This is a genomic window from Paraburkholderia caribensis (assembly GCF_002902945.1).
GTDB classification, from domain to species: Bacteria; Pseudomonadota; Gammaproteobacteria; order Burkholderiales; family Burkholderiaceae; genus Paraburkholderia; species Paraburkholderia caribensis.
Map to the genome: position 1 here is coordinate 1,334,372 of NZ_CP026102.1, position 14,018 is coordinate 1,348,389.

Here is a 14,018-nt window from a genome sequence, read left to right on the forward strand (position 1 = left end):
AATCGGTAATAGATAAAGCGGACAAAACTCTGGGGAACGGCACTACGCCCTTCCCTCGTCGACCTGCGTCACGTCTTCTTGTTGCCACGGTCGATCAGCACGGCAAGCAGGATCACGCCGCCCTTGATGACCTGCTGATAGAAAGACGACACGTCGAGCAGATTCAGGCCGTTGTTCAGAACACCGATCAGCAACGCCCCAACGAGCGTGCCGAAGATCCAGCCGCGTCCGCCCGTCAGACTCGTTCCGCCGAGCACGACGGCGGCGATCGCGTCGAGTTCATAGCCTGTGCCCGCCGTCGGCTGCGCGGAGTTCAGACGGGAAGTCAGCACGACGCCCGCCAGCGCGGCCATGACGCCCGAGATCGTGTACACATAGAGCTGGATGCGATCGACCTTCACGCCCGAGAGCTTTGCCGATTCAGCGTTGCCGCCCGTCGCGTAGATGTGACGGCCGAATACGGTCTTGCGCAGCAGCACCCAGAAGATCGCGAACATCACCAGCATGAGGACGACGGGAATCGGCACGAGGCGGGCCACGTAGCCGCCGCCGAGCAGCGAAAAGAAGTCGCTGTTGAAGCTGCTGAGCGGGCTGCCGTTCGACAGGACCAACGCCAGCCCCCGCAATACCGTCATCGACCCGAGCGTCGCGATAAACGGCGCGACTTTGCCTTTGCTGATCACGAGCCCGTTGACGAGTCCCATCAGGCCGCCTGCGACGAGTCCGGCGAGCGTCGCGAGACCTGCCGGCATGCCCGACGTCAGAAGGCTCGCGATGATGACCGACGACAGCGCCAGCACCGAGCCCGCGGAGAGATCGATGCCGCCCAGCAGAATCACCAGCGTCATGCCGAATGCGATCAGCGCATTGATCGACGCCTGGCGCATCACGTTCAGCAGGTTGTCGACGGTCAGAAAATTGTGACTGACGATAGACAGTCCCACCGCAATGACCAGCAGGGCAATAAACGGCCCGAGCTTCTGCAGCGTCGCGCGGTTGGTCGGTGTGATACTCAGTTGCGCCATGATGTGTCTCGCGTTGTGTCCCTTCGCTTGTGACGGGACCATTCAAATGGATGCACGGCGCGCTGCCAGTCGCGCAGCCGTCATGGATCGGGATGTGGGGTGTCTATGCAGCAGCCGGGACGGGTGTCGCATTGCCGCCCGCCGCTGCCGTCATGATGAGTTCCTGCGTCGCGCCCTCTGCATCGAACAGGCCGCTCTGGCGGCCCTGATGCATGACGAGAATCCGGTCGCTCATCGCAAGGACCTCGGGAAGCTCCGACGACACCATGACGATCGCCACGCCGCGCTCAGCCAGCTGGTTGATGATCGTGTAGATTTCCGCCTTGCCGCCCACGTCGACGCCGCGCGTCGGTTCGTCGAGCAACAGCACCTTGGGCGGTCGCGCAAGCCACTTCGCGAAGACCACCTTCTGCTGATTGCCGCCGGACAGCGACTTCACGTCCAGTTCGGCATCCCGCGTGCGTACCCGCAACTGCTCGATCAAGCCGTCGACCGCCTGGCGCTCGGCCTTGCTGTCGACGAAGCCGAGCTTCGCATAACGTTCGAGATGGACGAGCGTCGCGTTCTCGCGCACGGACATACCCAGCACGAGCCCCTGCCCTTTACGGTCTTCCGTGACGAAGCCGATGCCCGCCGCGATCGCAGCCGATGCATCGCGGACGTCGAGCGGCTTGCCATCCAGCGTGACGGTTCCCGCTGTCTTCCGGTTGGCGCCGAACAGCGTTCTGAGAATTTCGCTGCGCCCCGCCCCCATCAATCCGGCGATGCCGAGCACTTCGCCTGCACGTACGTCGAACGAAACGCCGGAGATGTTGCCTTGATCCGCGAGGCCGTCGACCTGCAAGCGGACCGCGCCCGCCTTGTGCTGCCGCTTCGGGAAACGCTCGCCGAGTTCGCGGCCCACCATCAGCCTGACGATCTCGTCGAAACTGGTGTCCCTGATCGCGCGTTCGCCGACGAAGTGACCATCGCGCAGGACACTGATCTTGTCGCAGATGCGGAAGATCTCTTCCATCCGGTGCGACACGTAGACGATCGCCACGCCGCGAGCCTTCAGCGACAGCATGATCTCGAACAGCGTGTCGATCTCGCGATTGGTGAGCGCGGCCGTCGGCTCATCCATCACGACGACGCGCGCATCCAGTGAAAGCGCTTTGGCGATTTCGACGAGTTGCTGCCGGCCGATCGACAGTTGACCGGCTTCCGTCTGCGGATCGATGTCGCGCGCGCCAACCATGTCGAGCCACTTGCGTGCCTCGCGCCGCATCTTCGCGTTGTCGACGATCCCGAACCGGCTCGGTTCGCGGCCCAGGAAGAGGTTCTCCATCACCGTCAGTTGCGGGATGAGGTTCAGCTCCTGGTGGATGATCGCGATGCCGGCATGTTCGGCTTCGACCGTGTTGCGAATCTGCGCGGCGCGGCCATCTATCAGGATCTTGCCCGCGTCGGCCTGATAGACCCCGCACAGAATTTTCATTAGCGTCGATTTGCCGGCGCCGTTTTCGCCCATGAGCGCGTGGATCTCGCCCGCACTGATGTGAAAATCGACGCCCTCGAGCACGCGTACCGGTCCGAAGGCCTTGCCGATGCCCTGCATCAACACTTCCATGGTGTGCCTCTCAGAAGATGACGCCGGAATGCAGAATTACATTCGCGTAAGGACTGCACTCGCCCGTGCGAATGATCGCTTTCGCCTCGCGCGAGCGCTGCTTGAACGCCTCGTGCGGCACCTGTTCGACTTCGATCTTGCTGGACGCCATCTGTGCGATGCGCTCCACGACGGCGGCGTTGTGCTCGGCGCTCTCGCTCGCGAACACCGCGCGTTCGACCTTGAAATCGGCGAGCACGCTATCGAGCACGTCGAAAAAGCCCGGCACGTTGAGCGCGAGCGATACGTCGATGCACTCGACGCCTTCGGGAATCGGCAGGCCGCAGTCGGCAATCACGAGGCTGTCGGTATGGCCCATCGATGCCAGCACGCGCGCAATGTCGCGATTCAGATGTCCAAGCTTTTTCATGATCGGGCGTCGAGAAAAGTGTTCAGTTCGGCAAGCGTCGGCATGCCGCCTTGCGCGCCTGCACGCGTGACAGAGAGCGCTGCCGCCGCATTGGCGCGGCGTACTGCTTCGTCGATCCCGAGACCCCAGAAGGCGGCGAGCGCGCCGTTGAACGTGTCGCCGGCACCCGTCGTATCGACGGCGTCGACCGCGAAGCCGGATTGGTGCACGAGCTTGCCGTCCTTGTCTGCGTAGCACACGCCATCCTCGCCGCGCGTCATCGCGATCTGGCCGGGGCGCCGCGCGAGCTCGTCAGCCCAGAGCTCTTCACGCGTTTGCAACGCGGTCGCGAGTTCATGCTGGTTGGGCGTCAGCAGCGTGACGAGATCGAGCAGTTCGTCGCTCAGCGCGACGGCGGGAGCCGGATTCAGAAAGAACGGCTTGTTGAGCGCACGGGCGCGGCGCGCCGCATGCAGGACGGTCGCATACGGCACCTCGAGCTGGGCCAGTACGACATCGGCCTGCTCGAAAGCATCGGCGGCACGGTCGATATCTTCGGGCGACAGTTCATAGTTGGCGCCCGGCACGACGACGATCGCGTTATCGCCGCCCGTCAACGTGATCGATGCGATACCCGTTGCCTGGCGCGCGGTGGTGACGTGGCGCACGTCCACGCCTTCGCGCACGAGCGTCGCCTTCATGTCTTCACCGAAGGCGTCCGCGCCCACCCGGCCGACCATCGTCACCTGCGCGCCAAGTCGAGCCGCCGCGACGGCCTGGTTCGCGCCTTTGCCGCCGGGACTCGTCGAAAAACCCGTGCCGAACAGTGTCTCGCCAAGCCGGGGAAACGTATTGGTGACGACCACCATGTCCATGTTGATGCTGCCCACCACAACTACGCGCGCCATGCCATTCCTTTCAAACGGTCCCGCTGAACCTTGCCAATCTTGCAAGAAATCGCCGTGCTAAAACGTCATCAGCTACGGAGCGCAATTTATAGCAGAGTCGGCGGTCGCGCGGAATAGCACCTAGGGTTTTACCCGATACGGCGTCGGAGGTTGCACTGCGGCGTCCGCGCGCCGGACATAGCGCGCTGTTCGGACGCGGCCAGCGCCGCGCTTTCGAAATCGTCAGGCCAGGGTAAACATCCACCTGTGCACGAAGCGCTTGGAAATGGTTGGTGTACGGAGTATATTCGGCGTCAAGATGACACGCACTACCTGGAGGAAGACACCATGCAATTTCATCTCAACGGTTTTCGCGTCGGCGATCCGACCATCGAACCGGCCGCCGGCAATGCGCCTCAACTCGAGATGCCCGATACGGTCGACGTGCTGATCGTCGGGAGCGGTCCTGCGGGACTCGTGCTGGCAGCCCAACTCTCGCAATTCCCGTCCATCCGCACCCGCATCGTCGAGCGACGTTCGGGACCGTTGCAGATGGGACAGGCGGACGGTGTCGCGTGCCGGACTGTCGAGATGTTCAACGCATTCGGCCTTGGCGATCGCTTGCAGCGGGAAGCGTATTGGGTCAACGAAACGGTGTTCTGGCGCCCCGACGCACAGGACCGCGGTGCGATCAGGCGTACCGGACGTGTTCAGGATACCGAAACAGGCATGTCGGAGTTTCCGCATGTGATCGTCAATCAGGCGCGCGTGCAGGACTATCTGCTCGATGTGATGCGTCGTTCCGCGCCGCGGCTCGAACCCGACTACGATCTGGAAGCCGTCGACGTGCAACGCGACGATACGGGCGACTATCCCGTGCGCGTGACGTTGCGCCGTACGGATGAAGCGCGGCTTGGCGAGGAAATCACTGTGCGTGCGCGTTACGTCATCGGTTGCGACGGCGCCCGCAGCCGCGTGCGCACGGCCATCGGACAAACGCTGCGCGGCGATGCCGCGAATCATGCGTGGGGCGTGATGGACGCGCTCGCCGTCACGGACTTTCCTGATATTCGCCTGAAGGCCGCCATTCAGTCCGCGAGCAAGGGCAACCTGCTCATCATTCCGCGCGAAGGCGGATACCTGGTGCGCTTCTATGTCGATCTGGGCGAGGTCACGCCCGAGAATCGCGACAGCATCAAACAGACCACCGTCGATCACATCATCGAGACGGCCCGGCACATCCTGCATCCCTATACGCTCGACGCAAAGGAAGTCGCGTGGTTCTCCGTCTATGAAGTGGGACAGCGCCTGACCGATCGCTTCGACGACGCCATCGCCGCCGACGGCACTTCTCGCGACCCTCGCGTGTTCATCGCCGGCGATGCCTGCCATACGCATAGCGCGAAGGCGGGCCAGGGCATGAACGTATCGATGCAGGACGGCTTCAATCTCGGCTGGAAACTCGGCGCGGTGCTGCTGGGACGCAGCGACGCCCGTCTGCTGCGTACGTATTCCGACGAACGCCAGCCCATCGCGCAGGAGTTGATCGACTTCGACAAGGAATGGTCGGCGATGATGGCCGCGCCGCCGAAAGACCCCGGCCGGCCCGAAGCAGGCGGCGTCGATCCGGCTGAACTGCAGGCCTACTTCGTTCGCGCGGGCCGATATACGGCGGGCGTCGCGACGCACTACCGGCCGGGTGTGCTGACAGGCGAAGCGACGCATCAGGCGCTCGCCAGCGGATTCGTGATCGGCACGCGTTTTCATTCAGCGCCCGTGGTTCGTCTCGCGGATGCGAAGCCCGTCCATCTCGGACACGCGGCATGCGCGGACGGCCGCTGGCGCCTGTACGCGTTCGCGGATGCGAAACGGACTGCGCTCGATGCGCTGTGCGAGCATCTCGCGACATCGCCCGAGTCAGTCGTGCGGCTCGTCACGCCAGAGCACGCCGACGTGGATAGCGTGTTCGATCTGCGCGCGGTGCTGCAGCAGCCGCATCGCGAGGTGCGTCTAGACGGGCTGCCCGGCCTGTTGCTGCCGCGCAAGGGACGCTACGGCCTCATCGACTACGAGAAAACATTTACGAGCGACGCCACGACTGATATCTTCGACGCGCGCGGCATCGACCGCGAACGGGGCGCGCTCGTCGTGGTCCGTCCGGATCAATACGTCGCGCATGTTCTTCCACTCGATGCATACGCGGAACTGAAGGCCTTTTTCCGGCCGATATTCCGCATGCGCTAACCCGCTCCTGTACTCCGAAATTGCCGACCAGACACGACAACCCCGCAGCGCTCTCGAAATTCACGGGCAGTCTCGTGCGCCGCGCCCAGCAGCGCCACGTAGCGGTATGGCTCAGCGAAGTTTCCGCCGAGGTCACGAGCGTCCAGTATGCGGCGCTCGAGATCCTGCAGAAAACACCTGGCGTCAATCAGCGGCAACTCGGCGATGAACTGGACGTTGACCGTTCGACCATCGCCGATCTCGTCGCGCGCATGGTTCGCAACGGCCTGATCGAACGTTCCGATGATCCCGTCGACAAGCGCAGCTACGTGCTGTTTCTCACAGCGGACGGCAAGAAGCAGCTTGCGAGCTTGCGTCCGCGTGTCGAGGAAGTCGAGCGCATTCTCACGGCGAGGCTGACGCAGCGGGAATGTCTGGAGTTGCGGCGTCTGCTTCTGGCGCTGTTGCCGCCGCACGAATAGATGCGTGCATGACGGATTGACCGCGTCTGCTGTGCGCGACGTTCGATGCGCCGCGCTCAGGCGGCGGCTGCCCGCAAAGGTGCCGGCGGAACGACAGTCTCGATCTTGCCGGTTTTGACGTCGTAGACGAGCCCCGACACCACCATGCCATCGGGCAGCGCCTTGTTTGCCCTGAGCGCTGCAACATCGAGGGCGACCGCCTTGTAGGGCTCGGTGATCGCGAGATCGTCGAGCGCCTCCGTTTCGACATCGAGATGCCGGGCGAGCAAGGCAGGCGCATGCCGGTGGCAGCCGATGATCCCGCAATCGGTGTGCTGGAGCAGCACGAGATTGCGTGCGCCATCCGGTCGTCCCGCCGATGCCGCGACGACGCTCAACACCGCCAGCGTTTCGAGCAACGATTGATTGATGCGGCCGCCGACATTGCGGATCACAGCCGCTTCACCTTGCTTCAGGCCCAGCACGTTCACGGGATCGACGCGAGGATCGACACAGCCGATGACAACCGTCCCGGTCGACGGGAGCATTTTGAGCTCAGGCGCAAACTCGGTCTCGGCGAACCGGGCGTTGCGCTCCAGCGTGACATCATTGAAGTCCATTTCTGCTACTCCTTGATAATTGGGCAAGATCGCTCGACACGCCATGTGTCACGCGAGGATGTTCAGCGTGCCCGGCCGCGAAACGGCATGCGGCGCGGAACGAACGTGAACGAAGCGACGGGAATGACAGTATCGAGCGTGAGTACACGCCCTTCAGGCGAGTACTTCGAGATCCCTGACGGGCTCTTCGCCAGCCGCACGCAGTGTGCGCTCGATGACGTGCGTCTTCGGCGTGCGGTCGATCACCAGCCCGAGCACGTCGGGACGGCTGTAATGGCCGCGCGAATCCATCATGCGTTTGCGCTTGTCGATCTGCCAGAAATCGAGGTCCGCGATGATCTCGCCCTCGCCTTCGCGCAGCGGCGCACCACCCATGTACTCGCCGTCGGGCGAAACGATCGCGGTGAAGCAGCCGCTCGAGATCGGGCCCAACTGGGTGGTATTCGTATCCTTCAGGATCTGCTGCTGTTGCTCAGGGGTCAGCCACGCCGTCGCGTTGACAACGAAGGCGCCCGCCTCCAGCGCATGCTGGCGGATGTTGACCGAGATCTGCTCGGAGAACAGATCGCCCGCAAACGAACCGGGATACATCGCCGAATGGATTTCCTCGCCGTCGGCCATCAGCGCGTAGCGCGCCAGCGGGTTGTAGTGCTCCCAGCAGGCAAGCTGACCGACGCGGCCCACGGCGGTATCGATTGCGCGCAGACCTGAGCCGTCGCCCATTCCCCAGACCATACGCTCGTGATAGGTCGGCGAGAGCTTGCGGCGGCGTTGCACGAGTGTGCCGTCCGCGTCGAACAGCAGTTGCGTGTTGTAGAGCGTGCCGCCGTCGCGTTCGTTGACGCCGATCGAGACCACCATGTTGGCCTGACGCGCCGCTTCGCCGATGGCGCGCGTCGTCTCCGAGGGCACGACCACGGCCTGGTCCAGAAGCTTGTAATGCTCGGCGCCCATCGCAAACGGAGATTCGATGAACGAGAAATACGGATAGTACGGAACGACAGTTTCAGGGAAGGTCGCAAACTGGACGCCCTGCTTGCCGAGTTCGAGAATTTTCTTGACGACCTTATCGACGGTGCCTTCCCGGCTGTAGAGAACGGGCGCGATCTGAACGGCTGCGGCCCGGATGATCTTCGACATGATGGTGTTCCTTTCGCTGGTGCGAGACAGATGATGAAGTGCTTGTACCTTATCGCCTCCGCCCTTTACGATCTATGTCGTTGTTGCCACCATTCATGACGTGCGTCGCCGGGGCCGCGGAGGTTCGCGGCATCGAGAAGGAATCCGCGAGTCTGACCGTGGAATGACACGAACTTGCGGCAAGGTGCGCAAGCCGGACTTCATCGGGAAACCCTATGCATCGGATTGGCTTTATCGTGCCGCAACGATTCCAGATGATGAGTCTTGCGGCGCTAACGGCGTTCGAGATCGCGAACCTGCCGCCGGCGGGTCCGTGCTACGACGTCCATGTGCTGTCCGCGCATGGCGGTCCCGTCCGTTCTTCGGGCGGCATGACGCTGGAAACCGAGGCGTTCGGAGATCCGGCTTTCGATACCGTCATCGTGGGCTCGATCACCGAAATGAAAATGCCCTCGTCCGATGCCGCCGTGATCGCGTTCGTTCAGGAGGCAGCCAAGGCATCGCGACGGATCGCCTCGATTTGCAGCGGCGCATTCGTACTCGCCGAGGCGGGGCTGTTGAACGGCCGGCGCGCCACCATGCATTGGGCCCATGCGTCGGAATTCAGGGCCCGCTTTCCGGAAGTCATCACGGAAGAAGACCGGATTTACGTCAATGACGGTCCCATCTGGTCCTCGGCGGGGATGACGGCCGGCATCGATCTCGTGCTGGCGTTGATCGATAACGACCTCGGTCCCGAGGCCGCGAAAATGGTCGCGCGGCTTCTGGTCATGAATCAGCGCCGGCTGGGCGGACAGATGCAGCATTCCGCGCTTCTCGACATGACACCGAAGTCGGACCGGATCGAACTGGTGCTGGCGCACATCCGCCGGAACCTGCGCAATCCGCTGACAGTCGAGGAACTTGCCGCGGTCGCCAACCTCAGCCCTCGCCAGTTCAGCCGCGCGTTCGTGGCCGAGACCGGCCAGTCGCCCGCCAAGGCCGTGGAGCAGCTACGGCTGGAAGCGGCCCGATTCATGATCGAACAGGGCCGGCACACGATCAACGTCGTCGCGCAGGAGACGGGGTTTGCGGATCGGGAGCGCATGCGCCGCGCCTTTGTCCGGACGTTCGGCGTGCCCGCCGACATGCTGCGGCGGAACGCTCGACGGGAACCTGTTGCCGGCAACTGAGAAGTTCAGCCGCGCCCCTTCACGTCTGCGAACTCTGGCCCGAAAAAAATAGTTGAACCGGGCTCTATTCTTTTGGCAGCCGATGCCGATAAGAGCGCTCATAAGCCCCTGCCAGACGAGCCATGCCAATGCGAATCGACCTTATTGCCTGCCGCCCCGCCCGATTGAAACGCACGCTGATCATGCTGGTCGGCTGTGCCGGCGTACTCGCCAGCCTGTCCATCTGGGGACGGGTACCCGCCGATGCACTCGCCGATGCCGACAGAGAGGTCGCCCAATCCGGCCCCGCGCTTCCCGGCTCCGCGTGTACGGCGGAAGGCGCGGTTTCAAGAGATGCCCACGGCACCTTTCTCATGTGCTGGAGGCTGGTGTGGAGCAAGCCATAGTGTCTGAGTCCATATCGACGCAGCGCTGGCGCGACGTGTGGTGTTCAGCCCGCACGGCGTGAGACCGCGCGCGACGGACGCATGCCGCCGCGTCATGTTTCATTCCAGACGCATGCGATTGAGAAGGTTCGGTTGGGAAGCGCACGCAATGACATGGCTAGCGTGCTTTTGTCGCTGGAGACGTTGTACGATTCGCCATCAATAACCATAAAGGGAGGCCTCATGGACACACGCTTGAGGCAGACTTTGGCCGGCGCGTTTGTCGCCACAGGTTGCCTGGTTTCGGCATCATCCCACGCGTACAGCGCGGCCGACGACGCCGAGGCCCAGGACCGCGAGGTGAAGGCGGCCTACGATCGAGGCTACAAGGCAGCGAAAGAGGAACTGGCGCGCGAGGCCGCTGCAAAGGGCACGGCCGCCACGACGCCACCCGCACCACCCGCAACGCAAGCGCGGGCGCAGAAATCGACAAGCGAGACTGCTCGCAAGCCCATCCTCGACATCAAGCACGTTTACAGCGACGCGAGCGATATCGAAACCGTGCAAGAGGTGCCCGTCACGTCGAAGCCGCTCGGCGAACAGCCAGGCGCACAATCTTCTGCAACCAGCAGCACTCGCGTCGCGCCGCCCAAGCCGGTTGCCCGCCGCTCTCCCGTCGCGACAGCCGACGCCTGGACGGATACGGACTCGCTGCAGAACCCGCAACCGGTTCAACGCATCAACGCGCCGCCGCAAAATGGCGGCATCGTGCGGTCTGCGGGACGCGTGCAACAACAGCATGCCATGCCGCCCGAAGCGTTCGCTGATGACGAAGGCGACGACGTTGTGATGCCGCGTACTGCACAGGTCTACACGACCGGGCCACAGTATGCGCGACCGCAAACGCAGTACGCGCCGCCGCCCGTAGCGATGCCGCCTGCGCCTCAAGCCTACGGCTACGTGCAACGGCCAACCAGCGTGGCCGCCCGTCCATATGCCTACTATGCGCCGCCCGCTGCCTGGGCTGGCGAATACCAGCCGGCGCCGTATGCTGGCCGCTGGTACTGGTCGCCGGAGTATGGACGCTGGCTTTACTACTGACCCGTCACGATCTTCACCAGCAAGGTGAAGATCGCCTGCGGCAGCCTGATCGCTGCCGCCGCCCGCTTCAAACCGCCAGACAAACTTTGCCAAAATGCTTGCCCGCCGCCTGATGGCGGAACGCATCGGCAATCTCGCCGAGCGCAAACGTGCTGTCGATCACCGGCTTGATCCCGTTCGCGTCGATCGCGCGAATCATGTCGGTCTGGTGCTTCCGGCTGCCGACAATCAACCCCTGCAACTTCTGCTGACGACGCATCAGTTCAGCCGTCGGCACCTGTCCGGCCAGTCCCGTCAGCACGCCGATCAACGCGATGTGCCCGCCGATCCGGCAAGCCTGGATCGACTGCGCAAGCGTGTCCGGACCACCCACTTCGACCACGTTGTCGACGCCGCGTCCGTTCGTGATGTCGAGGACCTTCGCAGCCCAGTCCGTGTCGCGCTTGTAGTTGATCAGGTGATCGGCGCCGAGCGCGCGGGCCTTCGCCAGTTTCTCGTCGGACGACGACGTTGCGATCACTGTCGCGCCCATCTGCTTCGCGAACTGCAGCGCGAAGATCGAGACACCGCCCGTGCCCTGCACGAGCACGGTGTCGCCCGCCTTCAGCGCGTAATCGACGACCAGCGCGCGCCATGCGGTCAGGCCAGCCGTGGTCAACGTCGCCGCCTCCGCGTGGCTGTAGCCGCGCGGCGCGTGCGTGAACCACTGTGCGGGACGGACGACGCTCTCGCGAGCGTAGCCGTCGACGCCGTCACCCGGCGTCGTCGAAAAATCGGCCACCGTCGGGCCGCCGTCGAGCCAGTACGGGAAGAACGTCGAGACGACGGCATCGCCGACCGCGAATTCCGTCACGCCGTCGCCGATCGCTTCGACGATGCCCGCGCCATCCGACATCGGAATGCGGCCGTCTTCCGTACGCATGCGCCCCGTGACGACACCCAGATCGTGGAAATTCAGCGAACTCGCATGGATGCGCACGCGGATTTCGCCGGGCGCCGGCGCGCCGGGATCGGCAAGGTCCACGCGTACGAGATTTTCCAGTCCGGCGGGCTGGCGCAAGGTAATGGCTTTCATCGAGGCAACTCCTGATAGTCGATTGACGGACTGACGATGCACGATGCCGCATCGCCGTCGAAAAGGCGCTCGCGCGCTGATTGGCGCACGAGGTCGCGACCGATCCGCGACCACGTCGTGATTGTCCCGTCGCACGTCGATTACCACAAGAAGGTACAATTATGGCCAGTACTATCAATTATGTAGGTATGAATGCCATGCGACCCAAACGCCTGGACAGCAAAAGCGGCTGCGCCGTCGAAGTGACGCTTTCGGTAATCGGCGGCTTATGGAAGCCCGTGATCCTGTTTCATCTGATGCATGAAAAAAAGCGCTTCATGGAGCTGACCCGGCTGCTGCCGAACACCACGCAGCGCATGTTGACGCTGCAATTGCGCGAACTGGAGGCGGACGGGATCGTGGCGCGGCATGTCTATCCTCAGGTTCCGCCGAAGGTCGAATACGAATTGACGCCGTTCGGCAAGACGCTCGCCCCCGTGCTGATCAGCCTCAGGCAATGGGGCGAGTCGTATCAGGCGCAGCGCGCGAGCGATATCGCGCCGATCCAGGAAGTGTCGAAGCCAACGACAACGCGGCGGCGTCGTACCAACGCGGCGGGGCACGTTGCGTGAGCGAACCCGTGGCTCGATCAGGTTTCACGCCCGCGAGCCGAATCGCCTCGTGAACATCGCATCGAACAGCAGTACGATAGACAATCGACCGATGCAATCGAGGAGGCACCATGAACGCGGTATGCCCGCTACACGGGCCGACCACCATCATCCGCACGAACGCATACGGTTTTCCCGTCTACGCGTGTTGTTGCAACGACGTGCCGTACGCCACGCCCCCGGACGCCTGCACGAGAGCGCCGACGCAACGCGGAAAAGACCCGCAGCCGCAACCCGACCAACCCAGGACAAAAAAAGAATGACGGGTCGCGGGACGTCTATCAGTGCGGCGTTTTCCCCGCGAGCCACAGTGCGACATTGATTGCATATCGGTGCGCATCCTGCAGCGCCTGTTGCTCCGTCTGCATTCCGTCGCCGGGCGGCTCGTCCACGAAGCTCGGACAACCGAGCCGCGCGTCCCAGTTGTAATCGGCAAAATGATGAAACGTGCTTTGCGCGACAGCAGGTCCTCCGTCGCTGGACGGCTCAAAGGCAACGGCAAGATTGAAGCGCTTGCCCGTGATCTTGCTATTGCCTCGCGCGATCACGCGGGCCGGTTCGTCGCCGGGTGCATCGACAGCGCCTTCGTGCGGGTGCGCGGGCAGATAGCGAATTGCGCCCGTCGGTGAATCGGCGTTCGTCAGTATGGGATGGGTCGGCCCGACCACGGCGACTTCCTGATAGTCCCCATTCGCGCCCGAGTGAAAATTGGGCCATGAAATATGCGTGGAGAACGGATCGTCGCATACGCAATGCGACTGGTCGGGGTCGACGTTGCGCGTATGAAAATGATGTGCCTTGCCGACTGCACCCAGGCTGCACAGCGAACAGCCCACATCCATGTGATCCCTCGTCACCATCAGACCGCGGCCTGCCTGGCGGAATCGCGTAATGCCTGCGCAGTCTTCGGGTGTCAGACCGTCTCCGTTGTCGACGGCAAATAGCCACAACTCGTCGAACCCGGTTTCGTCCAGACGGGAAAGCACCGGGTCGGGCTCTCCGTTTTGCTCGCGGTCTCTCGCGACGACGTCGAATACGGCGCGCCCTTGCGTATCGCGATGGTTGCGCAGCAGTTCGGCAAGGCGGCTGAAGCGCGCGATCGACCAGTCGTCGGCGATGGACGGAATGGTGGTTTGTAGCAGGATCTTGATGGTATCCATGATGGTCACGCAGCACGCTGCGCCCGTTTGAGCATGCCACCATGCTAGACGGATTCGAATGGGGACAGTAGACATGGGGACGGATACACCGTGTTGCCTCGTGGACACCTGGCGCAAGCCTGTCCGCTCCGCCCCCTTTCTG

At 63.3% G+C, this 14,018-nt stretch carries 14 protein-coding genes; 6 read left to right on the plus strand and 8 right to left on the minus strand.

The features are described 5' to 3' along the window. Nucleotides 1–68: 68 nt before the first annotated feature. The 4 genes from C2L66_RS22405 to rbsK all read right to left on the minus strand — a co-directional run bounded on the left by C2L66_RS22405 (nt 69) and on the right by rbsK (nt 3,930). The gene (locus C2L66_RS22405; RefSeq protein ID WP_060606727.1) at nt 69–1,025 is read right to left on the minus strand and encodes an ABC transporter permease; all 957 of its coding nucleotides are present in this window, start codon (nt 1,023–1,025) and stop codon (nt 69–71) included. Between the two features lie 103 nt (nt 1,026–1,128). Further along, a complete protein-coding gene (locus tag C2L66_RS22410; RefSeq protein ID WP_054934813.1) occupies nt 1,129–2,634 on the minus strand; it encodes a sugar ABC transporter ATP-binding protein in 1,506 nt (501 codons plus the stop codon). 10 nt (nt 2,635–2,644) lie between these two features. Beyond that, entirely contained in the window at nt 2,645–3,043 is a 399-nt protein-coding gene (gene rbsD, locus C2L66_RS22415; protein WP_054934814.1) for a D-ribose pyranase, read from the minus strand. After that, nucleotides 3,040–3,930: a ribokinase gene (gene rbsK, locus C2L66_RS22420; protein WP_103323716.1), complete on the minus strand. Its 891-nt coding sequence runs from the start codon at nt 3,928–3,930 to the stop codon at nt 3,040–3,042. The genes rbsD and rbsK overlap by 4 nt, the downstream gene beginning before the upstream one ends. 327 nt (nt 3,931–4,257) lie before the next feature. On the opposite strand from rbsK, the gene C2L66_RS22425 reads away from it, so the two are divergent. After that, nucleotides 4,258–6,153, plus strand: a complete 1,896-nt coding sequence (locus C2L66_RS22425) for an FAD-binding monooxygenase (protein WP_060606724.1) — start codon at nt 4,258–4,260, stop codon at nt 6,151–6,153. A 20-nt stretch (nt 6,154–6,173) separates the two neighbouring features. Continuing rightward, the gene (locus tag C2L66_RS22430; RefSeq protein ID WP_054934817.1) at nt 6,174–6,614 is read left to right on the plus strand and encodes a MarR family winged helix-turn-helix transcriptional regulator; all 441 of its coding nucleotides are present in this window, start codon (nt 6,174–6,176) and stop codon (nt 6,612–6,614) included. 56 nt (nt 6,615–6,670) lie between these two features. On the opposite strand, the gene C2L66_RS22435 is transcribed toward C2L66_RS22430, so the two are convergent. Further along, nucleotides 6,671–7,213 (minus strand): carbonic anhydrase, encoded by a 543-nt coding sequence (locus tag C2L66_RS22435; RefSeq protein WP_060606721.1) that lies wholly within the window; start codon nt 7,211–7,213, stop codon nt 6,671–6,673. Between the two features lie 153 nt (nt 7,214–7,366). After that, a complete protein-coding gene (locus C2L66_RS22440; protein ID WP_060606719.1) occupies nt 7,367–8,353 on the minus strand; it encodes a nitrilase-related carbon-nitrogen hydrolase in 987 nt (328 codons plus the stop codon). A gap of 215 nt (nt 8,354–8,568) precedes the next feature. On the opposite strand from C2L66_RS22440, the gene C2L66_RS22445 reads away from it, so the two are divergent. From C2L66_RS22445 to C2L66_RS22455, 3 genes are all read left to right on the plus strand, one after another. After that, complete coding sequence (locus C2L66_RS22445; RefSeq protein ID WP_060606716.1) at nt 8,569–9,525, plus strand: GlxA family transcriptional regulator; 957 nt, start codon at nt 8,569–8,571, stop codon at nt 9,523–9,525. Nucleotides 9,526–9,653: 128 nt separating this feature from the next. Then, nucleotides 9,654–9,911 (plus strand): hypothetical protein, encoded by a 258-nt coding sequence (locus C2L66_RS22450; protein WP_082434052.1) that lies wholly within the window; start codon nt 9,654–9,656, stop codon nt 9,909–9,911. A 222-nt stretch (nt 9,912–10,133) separates the two neighbouring features. After that, entirely contained in the window at nt 10,134–10,991 is an 858-nt protein-coding gene (locus C2L66_RS22455; RefSeq protein WP_060606712.1) for a hypothetical protein, read from the plus strand. A 67-nt stretch (nt 10,992–11,058) separates the two neighbouring features. On the opposite strand, the gene C2L66_RS22460 is transcribed toward C2L66_RS22455, so the two are convergent. After that, on the minus strand, nt 11,059–12,066 hold the full coding sequence (locus C2L66_RS22460) for a zinc-dependent alcohol dehydrogenase family protein (protein WP_060606710.1): 1,008 nt from the start codon (nt 12,064–12,066) through the stop codon (nt 11,059–11,061). 197 nt (nt 12,067–12,263) lie between these two features. Between C2L66_RS22460 and C2L66_RS22465 the strand changes: the two genes are divergently transcribed. Continuing rightward, the gene (locus C2L66_RS22465) at nt 12,264–12,677 is read left to right on the plus strand and encodes a winged helix-turn-helix transcriptional regulator (protein ID WP_054934822.1); all 414 of its coding nucleotides are present in this window, start codon (nt 12,264–12,266) and stop codon (nt 12,675–12,677) included. A gap of 320 nt (nt 12,678–12,997) precedes the next feature. Here the strand turns inward: C2L66_RS22465 and C2L66_RS22475 are convergent, their stop codons facing one another. Beyond that, nucleotides 12,998–13,876 carry a hypothetical protein gene (locus tag C2L66_RS22475; RefSeq protein ID WP_060606707.1) on the minus strand — a complete coding sequence of 293 codons (879 nt, stop codon included), beginning with the start codon at nt 13,874–13,876 and terminating at the stop codon, nt 12,998–13,000. Between the last annotated feature and the right edge of the window lie 142 nt (nt 13,877–14,018).

What these genes read in the sequence shown, in the direction of transcription:
- C2L66_RS22405 (WP_060606727.1), bottom strand. Translation starts at nt 1,025, where the DNA reads ATGGCGCAACTGAGTATCACACCGACCAACCGCGCGACGCTGCAGAAG.
- C2L66_RS22410 (WP_054934813.1), bottom strand. Translation starts at nt 2,634, where the DNA reads ATGGAAGTGTTGATGCAGGGCATCGGCAAGGCCTTCGGACCGGTACGC.
- rbsD (WP_054934814.1), bottom strand. Translation starts at nt 3,043, where the DNA reads ATGAAAAAGCTTGGACATCTGAATCGCGACATTGCGCGCGTGCTGGCA.
- rbsK (WP_103323716.1), bottom strand. Translation starts at nt 3,930, where the DNA reads ATGGCGCGCGTAGTTGTGGTGGGCAGCATCAACATGGACATGGTGGTC.
- C2L66_RS22425 (WP_060606724.1), top strand. Translation starts at nt 4,258, where the DNA reads ATGCAATTTCATCTCAACGGTTTTCGCGTCGGCGATCCGACCATCGAA.
- C2L66_RS22435 (WP_060606721.1), bottom strand. Translation starts at nt 7,213, where the DNA reads ATGGACTTCAATGATGTCACGCTGGAGCGCAACGCCCGGTTCGCCGAG.
- C2L66_RS22440 (WP_060606719.1), bottom strand. Translation starts at nt 8,353, where the DNA reads ATGTCGAAGATCATCCGGGCCGCAGCCGTTCAGATCGCGCCCGTTCTC.
- C2L66_RS22445 (WP_060606716.1), top strand. Translation starts at nt 8,569, where the DNA reads ATGCATCGGATTGGCTTTATCGTGCCGCAACGATTCCAGATGATGAGT.
- C2L66_RS22450 (WP_082434052.1), top strand. Translation starts at nt 9,654, where the DNA reads ATGCGAATCGACCTTATTGCCTGCCGCCCCGCCCGATTGAAACGCACG.
- C2L66_RS22455 (WP_060606712.1), top strand. Translation starts at nt 10,134, where the DNA reads ATGGACACACGCTTGAGGCAGACTTTGGCCGGCGCGTTTGTCGCCACA.
- C2L66_RS22460 (WP_060606710.1), bottom strand. Translation starts at nt 12,066, where the DNA reads ATGAAAGCCATTACCTTGCGCCAGCCCGCCGGACTGGAAAATCTCGTA.
- C2L66_RS22465 (WP_054934822.1), top strand. Translation starts at nt 12,264, where the DNA reads ATGCGACCCAAACGCCTGGACAGCAAAAGCGGCTGCGCCGTCGAAGTG.
- C2L66_RS22475 (WP_060606707.1), bottom strand. Translation starts at nt 13,876, where the DNA reads ATGGATACCATCAAGATCCTGCTACAAACCACCATTCCGTCCATCGCC.